The 22,082-nt window shown below is 68.9% G+C and carries 15 protein-coding genes and 1 pseudogene; 7 read left to right on the top strand and 9 right to left on the bottom strand.

The features are described from left to right. The first annotated feature begins 1 nt into the window (after position 1). The 4 genes from ABZ348_RS02305 to ABZ348_RS02290 all read left to right on the top strand — a co-directional run bounded on the left by ABZ348_RS02305 (position 2) and on the right by ABZ348_RS02290 (position 3,970). Positions 2-655, top strand: coding sequence for a hypothetical protein (locus ABZ348_RS02305; protein ID WP_358928439.1), 654 nt, complete (start codon positions 2-4; stop codon positions 653-655). A gap of 63 nt (positions 656-718) precedes the next feature. Beyond that, on the top strand, positions 719-1,312 hold the full coding sequence (locus ABZ348_RS02300; protein ID WP_358928437.1) for a hypothetical protein: 594 nt from the start codon (positions 719-721) through the stop codon (positions 1,310-1,312). Then, complete coding sequence (locus ABZ348_RS02295; RefSeq protein ID WP_358928435.1) at positions 1,309-2,658, top strand: Dyp-type peroxidase; 1,350 nt, start codon at positions 1,309-1,311, stop codon at positions 2,656-2,658. Before ABZ348_RS02300 ends, ABZ348_RS02295 begins: the two co-directional genes overlap by 4 nt. A gap of 19 nt (positions 2,659-2,677) precedes the next feature. Beyond that, positions 2,678-3,970 (top strand): cytochrome P450, encoded by a 1,293-nt coding sequence (locus ABZ348_RS02290; protein WP_358928433.1) that lies wholly within the window; start codon positions 2,678-2,680, stop codon positions 3,968-3,970. Positions 3,971-4,006: 36 nt separating this feature from the next. Here the strand turns inward: ABZ348_RS02290 and ABZ348_RS02285 are convergent. The 4 genes and pseudogenes from ABZ348_RS02285 to ABZ348_RS02270 form a co-directional block, all read right to left on the bottom strand. Further along, positions 4,007-4,300: pseudogene (locus tag ABZ348_RS02285) on the bottom strand (hypothetical protein); the annotation flags it as partial. Between the two features lie 5 nt (positions 4,301-4,305). Next, positions 4,306-5,319 (bottom strand): HNH endonuclease signature motif containing protein, encoded by a 1,014-nt coding sequence (locus ABZ348_RS02280; RefSeq protein WP_358928431.1) that lies wholly within the window; start codon positions 5,317-5,319, stop codon positions 4,306-4,308. Continuing rightward, positions 5,316-5,966, bottom strand: coding sequence for a class I SAM-dependent methyltransferase (locus ABZ348_RS02275; protein WP_358928429.1), 651 nt, complete (start codon positions 5,964-5,966; stop codon positions 5,316-5,318). Before ABZ348_RS02275 ends, ABZ348_RS02280 begins: the two co-directional genes overlap by 4 nt. Before the next feature lie 285 nt (positions 5,967-6,251). After that, a complete protein-coding gene (locus ABZ348_RS02270; RefSeq protein ID WP_358928427.1) occupies positions 6,252-7,346 on the bottom strand; it encodes an endonuclease/exonuclease/phosphatase family protein in 1,095 nt (364 codons plus the stop codon). A 677-nt stretch (positions 7,347-8,023) separates the two neighbouring features. Between ABZ348_RS02270 and ABZ348_RS02265 the strand changes: the two genes are divergently transcribed. The 3 genes from ABZ348_RS02265 to htpG all read left to right on the top strand — a co-directional run bounded on the left by ABZ348_RS02265 (position 8,024) and on the right by htpG (position 12,291). Further along, on the top strand, positions 8,024-9,238 hold the full coding sequence (locus tag ABZ348_RS02265) for a hypothetical protein (protein WP_358928425.1): 1,215 nt from the start codon (positions 8,024-8,026) through the stop codon (positions 9,236-9,238). 354 nt (positions 9,239-9,592) lie between these two features. Then, positions 9,593-10,243, top strand: coding sequence for a type III effector protein (locus ABZ348_RS02260; protein ID WP_358928424.1), 651 nt, complete (start codon positions 9,593-9,595; stop codon positions 10,241-10,243). Between the two features lie 128 nt (positions 10,244-10,371). Beyond that, positions 10,372-12,291: a molecular chaperone HtpG gene (gene htpG, locus ABZ348_RS02255; protein ID WP_358928422.1), complete on the top strand. Its 1,920-nt coding sequence runs from the start codon at positions 10,372-10,374 to the stop codon at positions 12,289-12,291. A gap of 232 nt (positions 12,292-12,523) precedes the next feature. Here the strand turns inward: htpG and ABZ348_RS02250 are convergent, their stop codons facing one another. From ABZ348_RS02250 to ABZ348_RS02230, 5 genes are all read right to left on the bottom strand, one after another. Then, positions 12,524-13,918, bottom strand: a complete 1,395-nt coding sequence (locus ABZ348_RS02250; protein WP_358928420.1) for an isopeptide-forming domain-containing fimbrial protein — start codon at positions 13,916-13,918, stop codon at positions 12,524-12,526. Positions 13,919-14,398: 480 nt separating this feature from the next. Beyond that, entirely contained in the window at positions 14,399-15,616 is a 1,218-nt protein-coding gene (locus ABZ348_RS02245) for an MFS transporter (protein WP_358928418.1), read from the bottom strand. Then, a complete protein-coding gene (lanKC, locus tag ABZ348_RS02240; RefSeq protein ID WP_358928416.1) occupies positions 15,613-18,195 on the bottom strand; it encodes a class III lanthionine synthetase LanKC in 2,583 nt (860 codons plus the stop codon). The genes ABZ348_RS02245 and lanKC overlap by 4 nt, the downstream gene beginning before the upstream one ends. 204 nt (positions 18,196-18,399) lie before the next feature. Further along, the gene (locus ABZ348_RS02235; protein ID WP_358928414.1) at positions 18,400-21,012 is read right to left on the bottom strand and encodes a lanthionine synthetase LanC family protein; all 2,613 of its coding nucleotides are present in this window, start codon (positions 21,010-21,012) and stop codon (positions 18,400-18,402) included. Continuing rightward, positions 21,006-22,079 carry a radical SAM protein gene (locus tag ABZ348_RS02230; RefSeq protein ID WP_358928412.1) on the bottom strand — a complete coding sequence of 358 codons (1,074 nt, stop codon included), beginning with the start codon at positions 22,077-22,079 and terminating at the stop codon, positions 21,006-21,008. Before ABZ348_RS02230 ends, ABZ348_RS02235 begins: the two co-directional genes overlap by 7 nt. Between the last annotated feature and the right edge of the window lie 3 nt (positions 22,080-22,082).

Below are 22,082 nucleotides of genomic sequence, written 5' to 3'. Positions count from 1 at the left end.
AATGAGCGGGGCGACTTTCCCCGGCGGGCCGGCCGCCGAACGGCCGGTTCCGGGGGTTTCCGACGAGGCACCTGGACCCGGTACCGACTCCGTGCGGGCGGCTGACGGCAGGGCGACCGCCATCACGGCGCTGACGCCGATCAAGCTCGGTCAGGCGCCGCTGCTGCGTCTGCTGCTCGTCATCGGTGCCCGTATCAAGATGCTGCGGGAAGCGCTCACGAAGCTGTCGTTCATCCACTACGCGCGCTGGACCATCATCAGCGGATTCCCCTACAACGGCGCCCCGCAGCGCAAGGAGAGGCTCCGCTACGACTACCTCTTCTTTGAAACGAACTTCAACGGCACCTGGGACGAGTACATCGACGCCTTCTCCGGCGTCATCCCGGAGCGCATGCAGGCGATCTGGGGAAGGTGCATCAACTTTCCCGGTCCCAGGCCGGTCGGGCCCTTCAAGGACTACATCCACAAGAACGACCTGCCCATCGCCCACTACTACGCCGCCTACCCCGACGCGACGACCACGACGGTGATCTCGGCGCTCGCGGTACGGGACCGACTGGCGGAGCTCCGGGCCCGAGCCGCTCACGTGACGGACCCGGTGGAGTTCCGCCGGCTGTACGAGGCGTTCCTCACCGATGTCCAGCGCGACCTGTAGAGGGGACGCGGTCCGTGCCCGCACGGCCCGGTGGTGTCCGCGGACGAGCAGCGGAGAGAGGTCATGACGAACACGAGCGGTCAGGCGTACGCCTTCATGGCGACGACCCCGATCCTGCCCGGCCGCAGAGCGGCCCTCCAGGACTATCTCGACGGCCTCCCTCGCGGCGAGGACAGTCCGTTGGCCCGGCTGGGGACGATCCACTTCGCCCGGTGGCTGGTGCTGCGGGATCTGGTGCACCAGGGCCCGTCGCAGCGCCGGGACACCCTCCAGTCGTCCTACCTCGTCTTCGTCAGCAACTTCGACGGGCCTCTCGACCGCTTCCTGGCCGACCTGCTCACACGGATGGGTCCCGAGGTGGACACCATCTGGCGCAACTGCGTGGGTTACCCCGGTACAGAGCACGCCGATGCGTTCGTCGCGTACCTCAAGCACAACCAGATCGAGACGACGGCATTCCTCTCCGCCTATCCCGAGGCCACGGTCGCGGATGTCCGCGAAGCACTGGACCTGCGCCGACAAGTGACCGACTTCGCGATCAGCGTCCAAGGGGCGGACCCCGCCGCCCTACGGCGGGCGTTCCTGGAACGGTTCCCCGCGCCACCGGGCCCCCAGGCACCTTCGGCGCCGTCACCGAACACGCCGGAGTCAGCATGAAACCCAACGAAACGGTCCGGCTGGACCTCGACGCGATCCAGGGTCTCGTCCTGCGCGGATACCGGATGCCGGTCGCCGACTACGTGTTCGTCCACTTCGGCGACCCCGCCGCGGCGCGTTCCTGGACCGGAAGGATCACAGGGCACGTCACCACCGCCGCACCCTGGCAGAACAAACCCGACACGGCGCTCAACGTGGCGTTCACCGCGGCCGGACTGCGCGCGCTGAACCTGCCCGAGGAGCTTCTGAGAACGTTCTCCACCCCGTTCCTCCAGGGCATGGCGGCCCGGTCGGCACAGCTCGGCGACGCCGGGGCCAGCGCTCCGGAGCACTGGGTCGGCGGCCTGGGAACGGAGCGTGTTCACGCTCTGGTGCTGCTGTCCGCGCTGGCACCCGAGCAGCTCTCCGAACGGGTCGAACGGCTGGAGGCCACGCTCGCCGAGGCCGGTGCGACCGTGGTGTCCCGGCGGCGTGCCGCCCTGCTTCCCGACGGAGTTGAGCACTTCGGATACTTCGACGGTCTGTCCCAGCCGGACGTCGAGGCGCTGGACGACAAGCCCCTCACCGAGCAGGGCGCGATGGCCGGCAAGGGCCGTTGGCGCCCGGTGCGTGCGGGCGAGTTCGTGCTGGGGTACCCGGATGAGGAAGGCGTTCTTCCAGCAGCGCCGGCGCCGGACAAGCTGGCCCGCAACGGCAGCTACCTCGTCTACCGCACGCTCCGCCAGGACGTCGCCGCGTTCCGCGCCCAGCTGGCGAGTGCCGCCCGCGTCTACGCCGAGGACGAGGACCTGCTCGCGGCGAAACTGGTCGGCCGGTGGCGCGACGGCACACCGCTCGACATCAGCCCCCAACGCAGGGATCCGGCCCTGGCGGCCGACCCACACCGCAACAACGCCTTCAGCTACGAGGACGATCCGAGCGGCTACCGCTGCCCGATCGGCGCGCACATCCGCCGGGTGAACCCGAGGGCATCGCTGCCGTTCGACGGCAAGCTTGTCAACCGCCACCGTCTGATCCGCCGTGGGATGCCCTACGGGCAGCCGCTGCCGCCCGGGGTGCCTGACGACGGCGTGGACCGCGGTCTTGTCTTCACTTGCCTCCAGGCCGACATCGAGCGGCAGTTCGAGTTCGTTCAGTCGCAGTGGATGAACGACGGCAACGCCTTCGGGCTCGGTGACGACAAGGACGTCTTCGGCGACCACGACGGAACGGGAAAGCTGACCGTCAACGGCGTGCCGCCGTTCTTCGTGCACCCGCTGACCCGCACGGTCACGGTCAGCGGCGGTGAGTACTTCTTCATGCCCGGCATCAACGGCCTGCGGTACCTGGCCGAATCCGCCGACTGACCACCCGTGAGGGCCCCTTATGCCAGTCACATCCCTGTTGGACGAGTTCAAGCAGATCACCCGGGCCGTGGGCAACGACGCGCATCGCTTCACCGAGCAGGTGACCATTCTGTTCCAGGATCTGCTCCTGGCCCATCCGCAGAAGGCGTTCCAGGCGCTGCGCGTGGTCAAACCGGTGCTGGTGTACCGCGATGCGGCGATCGTCACCCGGTTCGACGATGTCGTCGAGGTGCTCACTCATGACCGTGAGTTCACCGTGGACCCGTACGGGCCACCGATGCAGAAGATCACCGGAGACTTCATCCTGGGTCTGAACCAGGGGCCCGCCTATGAGCGCGGCAGTTCGCTGCTGCGGCTGGCGTTCCGCCAGTCGGATGCTCCGCGTATCGCGGACCTGGCGGCCGAGACGGCAGGCCGGTTGGTGGCCGAGGTGCTGCCGAGCGGACGGGTCGACGTGGTGCGGGACATCTGCGACCGGGTACCGGCCGGTCTCGTGGCGCAGTACCTGGGTGTGGCCGGACCGGACGAGCCCACGTTGATCGAGTGGTCACGCGTGCTGTTCGCCGAGATGTTCGTGAACCTCACCCATGACGGCGTCATCGCCGAGCAGGCGGCAGCCGCCACCGCCGGAATCCAGCCGCACGTCGATGCCCTGGTGGCCGAACGCAGAGCCGCGCTGGCGGGCGGCGAACCCGCCCGCGACACCGTGCTCGACCGACTGCTGCGGCAGCAGACGATCGGCTCGCAAGCCTTCACCGACACCGAGATCCGCAGCAACCTGATCGGTCTGCTGGTCGGCATGATCCCGACCCTCTCGAAGGCGTCCGCACTGGCGGTCGACGCCTTGTTGGACAGGCCCGTGGAGTGGGCAGCCGCCTGTTCGGCGGCCCGAGCGGGGGACCACCCCCTGTTCACGCGGTACGTAGACGAGGCGATGCGTCTTGCGCCGCAGACGGCGGGCCTGATCCGGCGTACCGTCACGGATTATCGCATCGCACGTGGCACGCACCATGAAACCCTGGTGCCGGCCGGCACCTATGTCTTCGCCGCGACGCAGTCGGCGATGCTCGACGGCTCGGTCGTGAAGGACCCCACCGAGTTCCGGATCGACCGGCCCGCCTCGGACTACCTCCACTACGGTGCGGGACTTCACACCTGTTTCGGTCGCTACCTCAATCGATTGGTCATTCCGGCCATCGTCAAGGCCGTGTTGTCCATCGAGGGAGTCCAGCGGCAGCCCGGCGCCGCCGGTCAACTGAGCATCGACGGCAACTTCCCGACCTCGATGGTCCTGACATTCCCGCGCCCCTGACCAGACGTATCGGCCGTCAGCATGGCCAGCCGGTGGTCAGGCGTCAGGGTTGACTTCGGGGTGCGTGAACCGCATGGGCTTGCCCAGTGACCGGGCGTAGGCGATTTCGGCGCGGGTGCTGTTTCCGACGTAGTCCCCGACCACGAGCACCTCATCGGCGAGTCGGATCTTCGCCCGGTGCAGACTGTCGAGTCGAACCTTCAGCGCCTCGGCCTCAACAGGATCGGTCCAGAGTTCGTGCGGTGACTTCATGTCACAGCCCGGCTTGACGACAATCCTTCCGGCTTTGGTCGCCCGTAGATCGGCCTCGGTCATCTCGGTTACGAAGCGGGGTGTCAGAGGGTCATGATCTCGCTGAAGACCCGGTTCCAATCGTGGGCGCTTCCGGTGCCGAGGGACCGCCCGAGGCTGAGTCTGAGAGTCTGGCGCAGGGGTTCGGGGGAGCGCATGATCGCCTCGTTCCGCAAGGCCAGTCGGGCTCGCAGATGCCTGTCGGGCGGGGTGTCGGTCTTGGCGGAGTTGCACGCGCGGTGTGCGGGAGCGAGGTTCCACAGGGCGTCCAGGTCCGGCCCGTGCCAACTGCCCACGCTCTCGAACCTCACCATCATGGCGTACGGGAACACATGGTCCACCACGGCTTCGCCGAGAGGCACGATGAGCTCGCTGCAGATGAGGCAGCGTCCGTGCTGGAACCCGATCAGTGCCTCGCTCACCCGGGCTACCGGACGGCGCCGGCGCTTGTCGAGCAGAAGTTCATGGGCGCTGTCCACCAGCATCCCCGCTTGGACCACCCCGCGGCCCACTCCGGCAGCGAAGGAGCTCTCGACGATGTGCCACCGAGCGTTCAGTTCGCCACGCAGCGATTCTCCTTGCTCCGACAGAGCTATCCCGCGGAGCTCGGGAGTCAGCAGCACGGTGCGGCGGCGTCCGCTTCCCCTCAGCTCATAAAATCGGTGCGGAACCCCCGGCACGCCCCGCAGATTGTGGAACTTCTGCATGACCATGCCGGGCATAGACCGTTGAGCGGCCTCAAGCAACTGCTCAGACGGCCGGCCGGAGGCCAGGGTCTCCTCGGATTCATTTCGCGCGACGGCCAGGAAGTCCGTGTCACTCACGGACACATGGACAGGGGCCTGCGGCGCCTCCGCCAGATGCCGAACCATGCTCAAGGAGTACGGTGCTGCGAGTTCGGCGAGGGTCACCTCTTCACGCCCCTGGCCAGCCAAGTCCAGTAGTGCGTCGCCCAGCGCGAACTTGTAGGTCCGAGCGTTGGCCCCCATCAGCACTGCGAGGCGCCATGACGCCCGCGCGGAAGGGTCTTCGTCGAAGAACGCGTCACCGCTGGTCATGGGCCACCCCTGTCCGTCATATCCGTACCGGCTGAGTCTCGTTTCTCGAAGACCAGTTGGGTCCAGTGCACTTCGTCACGGCCGAGCCGGTCCCCGCCACCTCCCTGGTGAACCAGGCGCAGTCCGTACCGGAGTGCGAGCTCTACAGTCTCGGAGGCCGGTACGTCGAACATGCGCCGATCGCGGGGTGGCGGGCCGTGGCGTAGCGTCAGGATCAGTCGGCCTCCCGCCGTGAGCAGTTCGCCCAGGCGCGCCATCGCCCAGGGGCGCTCGGTGTTGGTGAGGTGCATCCATACCGCGGAGAGCAGGAAGAGGCCGAACTCTCCTTCCAGTCGGTCCAGCTTCGGTAGGGAGTCTTCCAGCCACACGAGCGCCTTCCGGTGACGGTGCGCGGCGGCTTCTCGCAACTCTCGGACCGGTTCGACTGCGGTCACCGCATACCCCAGCTCCATCAGGGCCACCGCGTCCCGCCCGCTGCCGGCGCCGATGTCAGCGGCCCTGGCTGGCGGCGTCGGCAGGAAGGGGAGGACCTCCTGATGGACCGCTGCGAAACTGAGGGAGTCATACCGATCCGCGAGTGCCTCCGCATTCTCGGCGTAGTACGCCTGCGCGCCTGGGGGCAGCACACCGGAATCTCTCCGCGCCATGTGTCGTCCGTCCACATGGGCACCCTATGGGACACCACTGACACAGCCGCTCGGAGTGAGCACTTCACCAGGCCGGAGGCCCGGAGGGCCTACTTTCGCTTGGTGCGCGAGTTTGGTGCATCGGCGCTGGGTGCATACAGGTACCGGGCCGCCTCCGTGTGGTGAACGGGTACGGAGCAACACCCCGTTCGGTGTTGTGTCCCGCGTGGGACGAGGTCGGTTCGCTCGCGACCCGAGGCCGGCGACCTGCCAAGGGAGGCGAGCTCGACCCGGGTGCGAACCTGCTCAGCGCGTGGTCACGCGGAAGGTGCTGAGCACGGCCTTGTGGTCGGTCGGCCAGGTCCAGGTCGGCTCCCAGAACCTCTCCCTGCCGGACTCCTCCACCCGCTTGTTGCGCACGATGCTGCTGGACGGCCCGACGATCACACTGTCGAGCAGCCGGATCCGCCGGTCCGGGTGGTAGAAGACGAAGTCGATCCGGTCCCGCTCGTCGGCCTTCGGCGCCCAGGTGAGCTGACCGACGTCAGCGCCCGGGTTGTCGCTCGGCCAGGTGAAGCCCGGCCTGCGGACGGGGTCCGGGTGGATCACGCGATAGCTGTCGCGGAAACCGGCTTCCTCGATGGTCTTCGTCGTCGACCAGGCGACGACGGTGCCGTTGTGGTCGAACAGGTTCCGGGTCCGGTGGTTCCAGTCCCGGTGGGAGGGCTCGTTGAAGTCTCCGGCCAGCAGCGTCAGCCGGCCCTTGGTCCGCTCCTTCGCGGCGTCCGCGAGCACCGTCTTGGTCACCTTTGTGCGTCCCGAGGCCGCGTTGAGCCGTGTGATCAGGCCGACGTCGGTGATCGGACCGGTCGGGATCTCGCCCCAGCCGTACTCGGAGGTCTCCAGGGGCGAGGGCGTGCCGCCGCCGTAGCCGCGCGGCAGGTAGTTGACGTAGTAGCGGTACTCCAAGTGTCCGGAGTAGGCCGCGACCTCGGTGCCGTCGACCGAGACGACCGCCTTCGACCAGTACGGGAACGACGCGTGCTCGATGATCGGGTAGCGCGAGATCACCGCAGGATCGACCGGGTTCTCGTTGTCGAAGTAGGTCAGCCCACGGTCGGCGAGATCGGCCAGAAGGTTGGCCACCCGCTCGGGGTTCGACTCGCTGAGCATCACCACGTCCGGCTTGACCGCGGCGATGGTGTCGGCGATTCCCGCCCGGCCGCCCGCTACCCGGCTGCCGCCGAGCCAGATGTTGAACTGCATGACCTTGAGCGTTCGGTGCGAGGGCCTGCGGTGCTTCCGCTCATCCTGCGGGGCGGCCTCGGCCGTACCCATGGCCAGCACTCCTGCTCCGACGGTTGCGCCGACCATGCCGAGCAACTCGCGACGTCTGACCATCAGTGACCTCCAGTAATCGTCTGCTTCCATGGCCCGGTCACGGTTCGACAACGGGCCCGGGACAAACTGTCGAGGTCTCTCGTGTATGAGACATGAACCCAGGTGCAACGTCAGATGTTGAATGATCAACGGTGATTTCGCCGTTGCCTCCCCCGTGCGGCAGCGCGTGCAGCTGCGGACTGACGCCCACCGGGACCGTCTCCTGGTGCAGGGAGAGGTCCGAGGCTGCCTGGGTTTGGTCAGGGGTGGACGGGTTGGGTCTCTCGGATGGCGTGGTGGATGCCTGGGGTGCCTTCGGTCGGCCCGGGACTCGGTGCTGCGCGGGGGAGTGGTGCCGGGCGGGTGGCCGGAAGCCGCCGCGGTCTCCTGTCCCGCGCGGGCGGGCGAGGGCGCTCATCGACTGGCGGCTGCGACCGTCGTCGTGGGACCAGAAGTGCTGCTGAGGCACCGTCATCCGGAGGTCCGTCCCGTCCGCGGGGCGGGGCGGACGCATCGGTCGATGGGCGACAGCGCAAAACGAACGGGTGTATGAATTCGGCCGTTTCGTAGATCGATGCTGCCAACTGGTGATCAGGCACGGAAACTTGGCTGCGCCGCGGGTTCCCTGACGGCCTGGAACAGACGGAATGCCCTTGCACGCGTACGTCAATGTCATTGAAGAGATCAGGAGTGTCCGGATGGCCCGCTTGCGCGTTCCCCGCTCTGCAACCCTTGCCGCCACAACGGCAACTGCCCTGCTCCTCCTGGGTTCGGCGCCCGTGGCGGTGGCCGAACCCTCCGAACTGCTGCCGACCTCACAACTGCTCCCGATCCCGCCGGGAGGGATCCACAGTTTCGTCAGGGGACTGAACAGCAGCGGCACGGTCGTCGGCGAGTACTACGTGGAGGGCTCCGACGGGCCGCTCGCGATCCGATGGAACGCCGACCGTCCCGGCTACACCCGCCTGGCACCGCTGCCCGGTGAGCAGTTCAGCCGCACGACTGCGCTCAGCGACCGCGGATGGGCGGTCGGCGTGTCCTACAACACCCAGCCCAACGCCAACCCGGTCCGCTGGACACCGGGCGCCACCCCGAAGCGGCTGCCCCTTCCCGATGGCTCTCGCGGTGGCAACGCCTCGGCCGTCAACAACTCCGGGGTAGTGGTCGGCGATGCGTCCGAGGAGAACAACCGCACCCACCCCCTGCGCTGGCAGTCCAACGGCAGCAGGATCGACCTGCCCGTCCTGCCCGGCGACAACAGCGGCACTGCGACATCGATCAACAATGCGGGCACGGCGGTCGGGTGGACCGAGAAGCGTGACGGCACCGGCGGCCCCGCGCACCCCGTCCGCTGGAACGCAGCGGGTGCGGTGAGCGCGCTGCCGCTTCCGGCCGGGTTCGTCGGGGCCCGGACGAGCCAGATCACCGACAACGGGGTGATCCTCGGTCACGGGCGGCTTGCCGGGAGCGCGGAATACGACCGGGTCCTGGTGTGGGCGGCCGACGGTACCGTCCGCAACGCCGGGCGCGGGCGGGGGTACGACGTCAACCGTGCGGGCACCGCGGTGGGGGCTTCGTTGGACGACAACCCGAACGGCGACACGGCCCGCTGGAATGCCAACGGCACCCGGACAGTGCTCCCCAATCCGGCAGAAGCGGCCGGCGAGGTGTTGGCGATCAACAACCGGGGGGCAGCCGTCGGGTACGCGTGGCCGCCGGCCGGTAACCCCGCCTTGGACAAGGCCCTGTTGTGGAAGCCCAACGGAAAGGTCGTCCCGCTGCCGCCGTCGCCTCTCGGCCCCTACGCCGCGGCGTTTGCGATCAACGACGCCGGAGTGATCGCCGGATTCTCCGTCGGCACTGACGGCGCTGGCAACGCGACGACCTGGCGTGCGACGGTCTGGAAGCGCTGACGTCCGCTGCCTCCTTAACTGGAGCTGTGGAACGCCCCTCGGGCCCCGGCGCATCGTGCGTGACGCGCCGGGGATTCCCCATGCAGCTCCTTGCCGGCTGCCCACACCTTCCGCCGCGATGTCGATCAGGTGCGGGCCCAGCTCGCTGGGGATCCCGGCACCATGACGGCCCCGACACAACACGTCGACCACTACGACCGATTCGCCGTTCGAGCGCTGCATATGGGCCGGTGTGGGTACCAATTCAGGCCGTTGGATCGACCGAACCGTGCGCTTCACCGGCACCGCTGTAACATGTCATCTCATCGATGACGGTCATGATGTCATCGACATGATGACCGCCGGGGGGTGTTCGTGACCGCAGCTGACCAGCCGTCCGCGGCCAACGCCGATGCCCACGGCCCGGCCTCTTTTCTCGCCGCCGCGGCGGCCCTCGCCGCTATAGACGGCGCCCTGCGCGACGCCCGGCACGAGACCCCTGACCCGGCCGGCCCCGGTCCCGAGCAGGCGTTGGCCTCCCTGATGCTGTTGCGGCAGGTGCGTGAGCAACTCGCCGGCTGGGAGACCGGCCTGATTGAAACCGCCCGCGAGGCGGGCGCCAGCTGGGCCGACCTCGCCCGCCCCCTCGGCGTCGCGAGCCGGCAGGCCGCCGAACGCCGATACCTGCGAGGTCGCCCCGGCGCCATCGGCGCCACGGGCGAGCAGCGCGTGACGGCCACCCGCCAGGCCAGGGCCGCCGAACGCGCCGCTGTCACCTGGGCGCGCGCCAACGCCGCCGACCTGCGCGGCCTCGCCGGACAGATCACCGCGCTCGCCCACCTCGCGCCCGAAGCGCGCTCAGCCCAGGCCGCCCTGCATGCGGCCCTCGGCGCCACCGACGCCGCCGAACTCATCGGCCCCCTGGCCGGTATGCGCCCCTACCTCGACGCCCACCATGCCGACCTCGTCACATGTCTGGACGCGCTTGACGACCGGCTCATGGTTGCCGCAGCCGACGATGCCTGACTCCGGTGACGGAGGGGCACAGAACGCGGGCGCGGTACGGCCTGCCCCGAAACACGCCGACAGCGGGCAACGATTCGCTGCCGCCCGATTCCCCACTGTTCACGACGTTCCCAAAGAAAGGGCCCCACATGGGTAGCAGTGTCGAGACGCTGGAGTTCCAAGCTGAGACACGCCAGTTGCTCCGACTGGTGATTCACTCGATCTACTCGAACAAGGACATCTTCCTGCGCGAGTTGATCTCGAACGCCTCCGACGCACTGGACAAGCTGCGGCTGGAATCGCTGACCAACTCCAGCCTCGTCGATATCGACACCACCGACCTGCACATCTCGGTTGAGGTCGACAAGGACGCCCGCACATTGACCGTCCATGACAATGGGATCGGCATGAGCCGGGACGATCTCGTGGAGCTGATCGGCACGATCGCCAAGTCCGGCACCGCCGGCCTGCTGGAGAAGCTCAAGGAGTCCAAGGACGCCGCCACCGCCGAGAACCTCATCGGCCAGTTCGGCGTCGGCTTCTACTCGGCGTTCATGGTTGCCGACAAGGTCACCCTGCGCACCCGGCGGGCCGGCACCGACTCCGGCACCCAGTGGGAGTCCGACGGCGAAGGCGCCTACACCATCCAGGCCGCCGACGGCCTGCCCGTCGGCACCTCGGTCACCCTGCACCTCAAGCCCGCCGACAGCGAGGACGGGCTCGCCGACTACCTGTCCGATGCGAAGATCCGTCAGATCGTCAAGCAGTACTCGGACTTCATCCGCTGGCCCATCCGCATGGCCACCGAGCGCACCGACACCGAGGGGCAGACCACTCGTGACGTCGACACGCTCAACTCGATGAAGGCTCTGTGGGCCCGGCCGCGCACCGAGGTGACCGATGAGGAATACCACGAGTTCTACCAGCAGATCAGCCACGACTGGCTGGCCCCGGCCGAGACGATCCACATGCGCGCCGAAGGCACCTTCGAGTACGAGGCGCTGCTGTTCATTCCCTCTCAGGCACCCTTCGACCTGTTCTCACAGGAGACCAAGCGCGGTGTGCAGCTGTACGTCAAGCGGGTGTTCATCATGGACGACTGCGAAGCGCTCATGCCCAACTACCTGCGCTTCGTCAAGGGCGTCGTGGACGCCCACGACCTCTCGTTGAACGTCTCCCGCGAGATCCTTCAGCACGACCGCCAGATCCGCGGTGTGCGGCGGCGCCTGGTCAAGAAGGTCTTCGGTGCCATCAAGGACATGCAGTCCAAGGATGCCGAGCGCTACGCCACGGTGTGGACGCAGTTCGGCCGGGCGCTGAAGGAAGGGCTGATCGAGGACACCGATAACACCGAGGCCCTGCTTGAGCTGGTGTCGGCGGCCTCCACCCACGACCAGGAGAAGACCACAACGCTGCGCGAGTACGTCGAGCGCATGAAGGAGGGCCAGGACGCGATCTACTACCTGACCGGTGAGAACCGTGCGATGGTGGAGAACTCCCCGCACATGGAAGCCTTCACCGCCAAGGGGTACGAGGTCCTGATCCTCACCGACCCCGTCGACGAGGTGTGGGTGGACCGGGTCCCGGCCTTCGACGGCCACCGGTTGCAGTCCATTGCCAAGGGCCAGGTCGACCTCGACGAGTCCACGGACGGCGACCAGGAGGTCGACACCGAGAAGGCGCAGCGCGAGCAGGACTTCGCCGTTCTGCTGCCGTGGCTGACCACCACCCTGTCCGAGCAGGTCAAGCAGGTCCGCCTGTCGTCCCGCCTGACGACCTCGGCGGCATGCATCGTCGGCGACGCCCACGATGTGACGCCGACCTTGGAGAAGATGTATCGGGCGATGGGGCAGCAACTGCCCAACGTCAAGAGGATCCTGGAACTCAACCCCACACACCCGCTGATCACCGCACTGCGCACGGCACACGACGCCAACGCCGACGATCCCGCACTGGCGGAGATCGCCGAGCTCGTGTACGGCGGTGCGCTGCTCGCGGAAGGGGGCGACCTGCCGGACCCGGCTCGCTTCACCCGGCTGCTCACCGACCGCTTGACCCGCGCTCTGTAGTCGTGGGCGCGGCCCGGTTCGGCCGAAGCGCCCGGTCGCACCCACCCTGACCTTGGCACCTTCATACCCTCAGACGCCCGCCCCGTCACACCGTACGGTGTGACGGGGCGGGCGTCTTCCGGATGCCGCAGTCGGGTTCCACGATCGGCGGTTCGGAGATCGGCCTTGATGGCGAACCCTGCGGAAGTGGTCGTCGGCAGTGCCCCTCGTGGCAACGCGGTACGGGACGCTCCTAGCCGGCGCAGGGGTCACAGCAGGAGGGGGCCGGCTCGACACAGACGCTTACGGTGTCGGTGTTGTTGGTGGTGCCGGGATCCCTTTCGTTGCCGCTGACCGTTGCGGTGTTGCTGACCAGGCCGGCCTTGGTGGCCTTGGCCCGCAGTACGAGGGTCGCGGTGGCGCCGTTGGCCAGTTGGCCCACGCTCCACTGACCGGTAGCAGGGGCGTAGCTTCCCGGCTCCTCGGCGGACAGGAAGGTGAGGCCCTCGGGGAGCCGGTCGGTGACGGTGACGCCGGTGGCGTCGTTCGGGCCGGTGTTGTGGACGGTGATGCGGTAGGTCACCGTCTGTCCGACGGTGACGGTGGTGGCGTCGGCTGCTTTCGTCACGGACAGGTCGGCAGCCGGTTTGACCTGTGTGACCTGCTCGTTGGATGTGGCCGTCAGGGGCTCAGGCGTGTTGCCGAGCCGGTTCTCGTAGGAGGCGCTCGCGGTGTTGCTGATCTGCTTGCCACCGCTGGCCCGGTCAATGGTGGCCCGGTACTCCACCGTGGTCCCCGCCGGCAGGGTCTCTGTACTGGGCAGGCTGCCCCCGTCCGCGGCGGTGGCGCCGTTGCCGAGGTGGAAGACGACCTTGTTCGCCGGGGCGTCGTAGTACGCCTGGTCGTCACCTTGCGCGTCGCTCTTCGCTCCGGCGTTCGGGCCGTCGACGATGCGCAGCGAGCCGGGCAGGTAGGTCGTGCCCTGGGGGATCACATCGGTCAGGATGAGGTTTTCGGCACCGCCTCCGCCCTCGTTCTTGGCGGTGATGCGGTAGGTGACGACGTCGCCCACCTCCAGTGGCCCCGCGGGAATGGCGGTCTTGTCGAGCAGCACATAGGCCGCGGTGCCGAAGAAGATGCCATCCAGGAAGTTGCCGATGCCGCGGTTGCCGCCGGCGGCAGAGATGGAACGGAAGGCGAAACGCGTCAGCGTCTGGCCTGCTGGGACGGTGTAGGTGCCGGTGTAGTAGCCCCAGGCGGTGTTGCCGTCGGTGAAGCGCCTCTGCTCCACCGTGGAGCCTGGTGCACCGATGTCCAGTGCCATGGTGTCGTCGCCCTGGCGACCGCGGTGGTACAGCCGCCAGTACAGCTTCGTACCGGGGGTGGTCGGCAGGTCCTGGTAGAGCGTGGAGACCTCGTTGGCGTTGAGTTCGGCGAACTGGACGCCGTGGGCCGCCGGCACTCCCTGGAAGCCCGAATGCCAGAGCTCGATCCTGTGGTCGGAGGCGGTGGTGAGCCAGCCCGGGACCCACTTGGACGCCTGTGTCTGTGAGGCGTCCGGCAGGATCTCCACACCAGACACTGCGGGTTGCTCGAAACTGCCGTTGGCCAGGGCAACTCGGAGTGGAACAGGAGGAGGTGTGGTCATGGTTCTTCTCCTTGAGTCGACGCTGCTGGAACACACCGCCGACCGACCGCACCTCTGCGCGCCGTGGCGGAGCGGAAACAGCCCGTAGCGCATCGCATCCGTGTGAACACGTAAAGTGGCAAGTGAAGGGGTTCGGCCATTCTCGCGAGTCACGTTTGCGAAATCTGCCACCGGAACAACTCCTCTCACGCCGCCATGGAGGAGACCAAGGCGACCGCAGACACCACATACGTCTCCCAACTCTCTTCCGCACGCCCTGTCATGGCCGAAGGTCTCCGTTGCAATCCTGCGGCCATCACTACTCAGGGTGAATCGATCACCGGCGGAGTTGACGTTTCTGGTGCGGTGGCAGAGTGAGGGGGAACGGCGCGGTGACCGGGGGTGAAACATAACGACCGCCTGCTCATGCGACGAGTCGATGTGCCGATGGTCACCGGCGCACAGTGGCGCAATGGTCGGTCGGTCCAGGGGCGTCCGTTGTCACCAAGGCGTTTCGGGAATGCGGGTGGCAGGGAGGAGCAGGGCCATGGCGGCGGCGAGCAGGAGGAGGACCGCGGGGCCCGGGAGGACGGCGAGCAGAAATCCTGTCAGGGCCGAGCCCAGGGGAGGAGTGGCCATCAGGAGGAGGCCGATCGCACTGTGCATCCGGCCCTGGAGGTGGGGCGGAGTACGGACGGTCCTGGCCACGGTCATCACCGTGCTGGAAGCGGCGGTGGCGCAGGCACAACCGGCGAGCAGCGCCCCGATGACCGGACCGGATCTGGTCGTGGCCATGGCTGCCACGAGAACGGCGCACACAACTCCCGTCCCCAGCAGGGCCCGGCCGTAGGCGATGTTCCGTTCGAGCCAGGGTGCGATGAGTGCTCCGACGATGCCGCCCGCGGCTGAAACACCGGTGATCAGTCCCACCGACGTACCCGATCCGCCCGCCCCGGCGAGCAGGACGATCACCGCCAGATAGACACCGTCGAGGACGAAGTTCTGGCCGGAGGCGACCAGGGTCATCCGGCGCAGGGGTACGTCCTGCCACAGGAACCGGAGCCCCGCCGTCAGCGACCGCAGCAGGCCCTCGTCCGTCTCCTCGGGCCTGGGCACCGCCATCTTGGTGCGCAGGAACAGCAGGCTGACGGCCGATACCGCGAATGTGGTGGCGTCGAACCAGAACGGCAGACCGGGCGAGACCGTGTAGAGCGCGCCGCCGATGACGGGGCCAAGCAGGAGGGCTGCCTGTCCGCGCACTCGGTTTACGGCCATCGCCGTGGCCAGTTTTGCCTCGGGCACGATCTGCTGGGTCGACGCGAGTCCTGCGGCGTTGAACGGCGCGGTGAGCAGCCCGAGCACCGCTCCCATGACGAGTAGGGCGGGAAGGGAAGCCGCGCCGAAGTGGACCAGGGCGGCGAGCAGTGCGCCCACCACAGCGCGTCCCGTTTCGCAGAACAGGAGCACGGCGCGTCGGTCGAAGCGGTCGACGACGGACCCCGCAGGGAGGCACGCTGCGGCGAGAGATGCCGTCCACGCCGCCTCCACCAGGCCGACAGCGACGGGAGACCCGGTGGTCTCCAGGACCAACAGGGGCAGGGCCAGGGCCGAGGCACCGGAGCCCAGCAGCGACAGTCCCTGGCTTGCGCCGAGGAGTTGGAAGTCACGATTGTGCAGCAGACTGTCGGTGTCCCGGCGGGTGCCGCCGCGCAGCTTCACCGCCGCTCGTCAGCCGGTGGCGGACTGATCAACGGTAGCGCGTCCTGCGCCCGGCCCCGGGTCGCGGCATGGACGGCAACGAGGACTCCCGCGGTGCCGGTGGCCAGATCGGTGGAGAGTCTGAGCATGCCGTCGAGGGCGAAGCCGGGTCGGTCGTGCGGTCGGACCGCGTGGAGGTGTAGGGCTCGGAGTTGGGTGCGGCGGGCGGTCGTGTCGCCGTCGAGGCAGGTCAGGGCATAGAGCAGCCCGGCATGACCGTTCATCAGCCCGGGTGTGAGCATCAGTTCGGCGTTCAGTCCGGCTCGGATGCGATCACGGACGCCGGCGAAGTGTGCGTCTTCGCGATGGCGCAGGTAGGCGTCGAGCGCGATGCCGATCCCGGCGCTGCCGCCGTCCAGTGCGGACAGCCAACGTTGCCCCTTGCGGACCTGGACGATGGGAGGCTTCGTGGGATCCGTCCGCTCGGCGGTTCCGGACCCATCGGGTCCGGTCGGGACACCACAGTGCGCCAGGTCCCGTGCCAGCGCCTGTTCGGCTGCTCGTGCGTACCGTTCCTCTCCCGTCCTGGCGTGCAGCTCGACGAGGAACAGCGCAGCTCCGGACCAGCCCTCCATGAGCCCGATGCCTGGGACGGTCGGTCCGGCTCCCTTGGCGAGTGCGCGTTCCAGGGGTGCTGCGACCCGGGCCGCCTCTTCCGTACGTCCGAAGTGCAACCAGGTCGATCCGATGCCGGCGAGACCACCCCGAAGTGCCGCTCCGCACCGGTTGGGGTCGATCCGTGACATGCGGTCGAGTGCTTCATGGGCTGCTTCCGGGTGGCCGAGTTCGGCGAGGACGTAGGCGATGCCCGCCATGCCGTCGTAGAGGCCGGGGCGGATCCATCGGACCCGCTCGACGGCCCGTAGGAGCCAGTCGATGAGTTCGGCCGGAACGGGGTCGGTGTCTTCGGCTGTCAGGTGCAGGGCGTGGAGCACTCCCGCGGCGCCGTGGGAGAGCGTGCACGCCTGTTGGTCGAACTGACGGACGTCCCCCGGGAAGAGACGGTCGGACCGCTCGGGCGTGGCACTGGCCAGGATCGCGTTGCGCAGACCCGGTACGGCCAGCTCCACGTCCTCGGTATCGGTCGCAGCTGGAGCGGACCCGCGCGAGGGGTCGGCCAGTTCGGTACGGAGCCGGGTGACGAATCCCGTCGGTACGGGAAACCGGCTGGCGGTCCAGGCCGTGAGCGAGTCGACCTTGGCGCCGTCGAACCGCATCAGCGGGGTGAGCGGGCAGAACAGGGCGAGCCGAAGGCAGGACAGCGCGTAGAGGTCGATCGCGGTGCCGGAACGGGCCCATGGGGCAGTGAAGCCCGCAGTGCTCAGTCCGGGCGCGACCGGAACCCGTGAGCCCTTGGATTCGGGGTCCGGCGCATGGGCGAACGCCGTCTCGAAGTCGACCAGGCAGACGCTGCCGTTGGGCCGGACGATGATGTTCCCGGGTTGCAGGTCGCCGTAGACCACGCCCCGCGCGTGCACCGCACCGATCGCCTCCTCGATCCGGTCGGCGATGTCGAGCGCCCACGCGGTGTAGTCGGGGAGTGCGTCGGGCCCGGGCGGGGTGGGCTGGAAGAGGGGGTGCCTGCGACCGATCGCCTCATGGAGTTGTTCGCCCTCCACGAACTCCTCGACGAGGAAGTGGTGCTCCCAGTGCCGAACCTGCTCGTGGACGCGGGGAACGCAGTCCAGCCCGGCGAGCCGTTCCAGTACCGCTCGTTCTCCCACCAGACGTTCCACGGCGTCGCGGCCGAGGGAATCCACACCGGCGTACGGGCGGGCCTCCCTCAGCAGGACCGTGCGACCGGTGGACTTCTCCACGGCCCGGTAGACCCCACCGCTGTTGGAGAAGTGCAGGGCCTTCTCCACGCGGTACGGGAAGGCTCCGCGCGGCTGTGCATCCGCCCGTCGGACGGCGGCGGCGACGGCGGTCGGGACCTCGACCCAAGGCGGCACCTTGAAGGAGGCGCCGCGCACGTCGGGAACGAGTTCCCCCTCCGGGGTGCTGATCGCGGGGGTGTAGGTGCCGTCCGGTGCGAAGCAGTAGCGCGTGCTGAACCCGCCGTACCGCAGATACAGCGGCCCCCGGTCCCAGCGCAGGTCGCTGAGGACGTACGGTCCGGGAATCCCGGTCAGGAGGGGTTCCAGTTCCTTGAGGGTCTGCTCAAGTTCCCGGGCGTCGACGGGGTAGACGGTCACGACCTTGCCGCTCGCCGACCGGGTGGCCTGTTTGCTGTTGGCGAGTTCGACCATGGTCCTGCTGCGGAGGAACTTGAAGGTCAGACCGTGGGCGATGCAGTGGTCCCACACCCGTTCCACGGCCGTGGGCGCCCCGTCGGCGGTCGCGGAGACATGGATCTTCCAACCCTGTGGGGGCAGTCGTACGGACTCGGGGCGGAGATGGACCCAACCGCCGCTCTCCCCGCGACGCCAGCCCGGGGGCGCCGGCCGGTCCGAGCACGCCCAGCGGGTGTGGTGGTCGCCGACCCGGTCGAGCGTGTCGACGTAGTGCGGATCCGCCGCGAGATCTCCCTGGGCCAGCATGAGATGAGGTCCTTCCGCTTCGTCGACGCTCCCGGACACCCGGGGGAGTGTGTCCCGCCGGCCGACGACACGGTTGCCGCCGGCCGGCGGTACGGGGACCGGGTCCTACTCAAGTCCGGTCGTGCTGCTGTAGCTGTTGTTGCAAGGCCACAGGGAGGGGGTTTCCTCCTCCATCTCCTGCAGTTCGAGGATCTCCGACATGTTTCACACCTCCTTCGCTCTCTCGTGGGGGTGGGGCCGCGTCCCGAGGAAGGGCAGGACCTCCAAGGTCCGGCCACCTTCCGCGAGGGCGGAGCTGAGGGCGAGCAGAACGCCCGCCGATCCGGTCGCCAGATCTGCGGAGAGCCGCAGCAGGCGGTACCCGGGGAACATCAGGGCTCCGTGGTGGAGCCGCGCGTGCCATCCGAGCCGCCGGATCTGCCGGTTCACCAGGGGCCGCGCCACTCCGTCCGAGCCTTGACGGACCTCGTGGTGGGGCCGCGCCGAGTGATCCGCGGTCGCGGTCGCTGCGGGTGGTTCGCCGAGGGCTGCGAGGGTGGCGATGACCCCTGCCCTGCCGCGCAGCAGCCCGGAGTTCTGGACGTGGACGGGGGCGCAGGTGCGTCGTACGCCGTCGAGGAGGGCGGCTGCCCGAGGGTCCGGCCGGTGTGCCAGCAGTCGGTGCAGGACCAGTCCCACACCAGCGCTGCCGCCCTGGAGGTAGGGCAGTCCGCGCGCGCCGTCGTCCAACATCACTGTGTGGTCGGCCAAGGTCCGGCAGCGGGCGAGATCGAGGTCCAGTGCCCGGTGCGCAGCCGTCAACAGCCAGGTCTCGCCCAGGTGTTCGTACAGGTGCACCAGAAGGAGGGCGATGCCGGACGGGCCGTGCAGGAGGCCGTGGGGTGGATGCTGGCCGGGCAGGGCGGGAAGGGGCCCCCGCTCGATCAGGGCCGTGAGCCGACGGGCGTGTTCCAGCGCCTCGTCCAACAGCGTCCGGTCGCCGGTGGCCCGGGCGAAGTGCAGTTGGGTGAGAGCGATGCCGGCCCGTCCCCGCTCCAGATCGGGGCCTGCCGCGCGGTCCGCCGCCGGGCTGCCCCGGTCGAGCAGTTCCAGGGCGGCGTCACGGCGCCCCAGGAGGTCCAGGGTGTAGGCGATCCCGTGAACTCCGTCGTAGAAGCCGGCCCGGGAGGGCGCGGAGCGCTTCGCGGCCCCGGTCAGCCAGTCGACGTACTGCTCCGGAACCGGGGTGCCGCAACGGTGCAGCGCGTAGAGCACCCCGGCGGCTCCATGGCCGAAGGACGGTCCGCCGATGCGGTGCGGGCCGGTCGGTGTGGAGGGGAAGAGCCGGTCAGGACGGTCGGGGGTGGCGACGGCGTGGATGCCGTGCACCAGCGCATCGCGCAGGGCGGGCCAGTCGGGCGGATCCCCGGCGAAGAGTTCGGCCGCCGCATCGTGTGCAGGCCCGGGAGCCGTTGACCTGACGGCCCGCAGCAGGAGGGGCCCGTAGTCGGGCGGCCGGGGCAGCGGGTAGTACCGGTGCACGGCGTCGGCCAGCGTGCGCAGCCGGCCGGGACATCGATGGTGGGGCACGGGCAGGAACAGCCAGAGTTCCAGGGCTGCCAGCAGGTACCGGGCGGCATCCTCACCCCGGAGGTGCGCCGGCACCGTGAACTGCTCCGACTCCGTGTCCGGGCACGTGTCCGGCGCCGCGCCCCGGAGGGACTGCACGGGGAAGGACGGCCCGTTCAACACGATCCGACCGTCGGGGCGCAGCAGGACGTGACGCGGATGCAGCACTGCGGGGAGCAGATCGCGGGCCAGGACGGCCTCCAATGCTGCCGCCACGCGTTCGAGGACGTTCGACGCCCAGTCCGCGTACCCGCGTGCCTCCTTCCGTGCCCGTGACTCGGAGGTGAGCGGGCAGGCGCTGGTGGCCGCATGGAGCAGCGGGGTGCCGGTGAGGTGGCGGGTCGCGAGGAAGGCGTGTCCGCCGTAGGTACCGGTGTCCACGATCTGCGGCACGCAGTCCAGTCCCGCCAACCGGGCCAGCCCATCGGTCCGGTGGCGCAGCCGGGCGACGGCGTCCTGACCGTACCGGTCGATGCCGGCGTACGGGCGGGCCTCGCGGAGCACCACGGCGGTGTTGTCGGGTTGGTGGACCGCCCGATAGACACCCCCGCCGGGGGACAGCCGTAGCGCCGCCTCGACCACGTACGGGAATCCGGTGCCGGTGGCCGACGCACCTGGGGCGCGGACGCAGTCCGGGAGGGTGACGCCGTCGGGCAGGACGAAGGAAGGCGGGGGAGGCGTGCGCGGGTCGGTGAGGAGCGTGCCGTGGCGGACGTGGAGCGGGCCGCGGCCGTGGGGCAGACCGCTGAGTATCCGCGGGCCCGGTAACGCGTCCAGCAGGACGGCCAGTTCGTGGAGGGAATCAGCCAGGGCCGTCTCATCGGGTGGGGCGACCACCGCCACGGTGCCGGCTTCGGCGCGATCGCTCCCCGTGCCGTGGTCCGCGTTCAACATCCGGACGGCCGTGGTACTGCGCGGGAAGGCGAAGGGGTACCGGCGGTCGATGCAGTGTCCCGCGACGACCTCCACGGCGCGTGCCGCGCCGGTCGGGGTACCGGACACCACGATCCGCCAGCCGGGGGTGTCCGATGCCGCCGGGGTCCCGGGCCGCCACGTCACCCACCAGCCACTCTCGTCGCGGTCCCAGCCGGCGGGCGGGAGGCGGTCGGCTGCCGGGAGCCGCGTGTCGGTGTCGGCGATGCGTTCCGGTTCCTCGTAGACATCGGGGTCGGCCAGTGCGAACCGTTCGTATCCGGTGAGGCTCAACACGACGGCGCCTCCGTTGCGACTGGGGCCTGCGCTTCCCGGACGCGCCGATCGATGAGGAGCCGGACCTCGTCCGACGCGAACCGGTGGTCGAGCCGGTGGGTGGCATCGACCCACTCCGCCATGGTGCGCACCGTCGACAGGGCCTCCACCACGAACGGGTCACGCCAGCGGGCCCGCGCCCGGTCCCACAACAGGTCCGCCGGCTCGTTCAGGAGATTGCCCACGGTCCCCTCGTACAGGGGCATCGCGCGGACCTCTCCATCCGGCTCGATGTGCATGATCTGCGCGTCTTCGCCGGCGGCGAGCCGGTCGGGGAACACCCCGAGGTTCAGATTGTCCGCGGTGAACACCTGGACCGTGGACGGCGCCAGCGCGCGCAGTCGCGCAAGGAGGTCGGGGTGGGTCAAGTCCGCCAATCCGTCCCACGTGAGCAGTTCGGTGCGGACGAAGTCGGCGCGGTTGGCGAGCCCGGCGGGTACGGCCGCGTTGAACGAGAGGGCCGACAGATGGGGAAACCGGGGCGCGATGTCGGTACAGAACTGTTCGAGCTCCGCCCTGTTGCTGTTCACCACCACTGCGTCGATGCCGAAACGGAGCGGAGAGCGACCGTCCTGCCGTCTTTCGCCGGCCACCGAGTCAAGGAGCGCGAGTGTCCTCAGCGCCCGCTCGTGGGAGCCGACCCGGCCCCGAATCCGGTCGTGCACCTCGGCGGTCGCCCCGTCCACGCTGACCAGCACCTCATGGAACAGGTCCGCCAGACGCTCCGCCACGGGCCGGGTCAGGGTCCAGCCACTGGTGTTGACGCCGAGCCGGACACCGGCCCGTACGAATCGCTCCGCGACCGTGAGGACACCGCGAACCAGCAGCGGTTCACCGCCCGAGAGGGCGACCACGCGGGGCTTCAGCGTGATGATGGAATCGGCGACCCGCAGCATCTCGGCGGGCGCCAACTGACGGGACGGCCGCCGCCCGGATTCCGAGTAGCAGTGGGAGCAGCGCAGCGGACAGGCATAGGTGATGTCCCAGACGATCACGTCCGGTGCCTTGGACGTCTCTGCCGTACTCATGGA

It is taken from the genome of Streptomyces sp. NPDC005963 (assembly GCF_040638655.1).
Taxonomy (GTDB): domain Bacteria; phylum Actinomycetota; class Actinomycetes; order Streptomycetales; family Streptomycetaceae; genus Streptomyces.
This window is presented reverse-complemented; position numbering and strand designations above follow the sequence as displayed.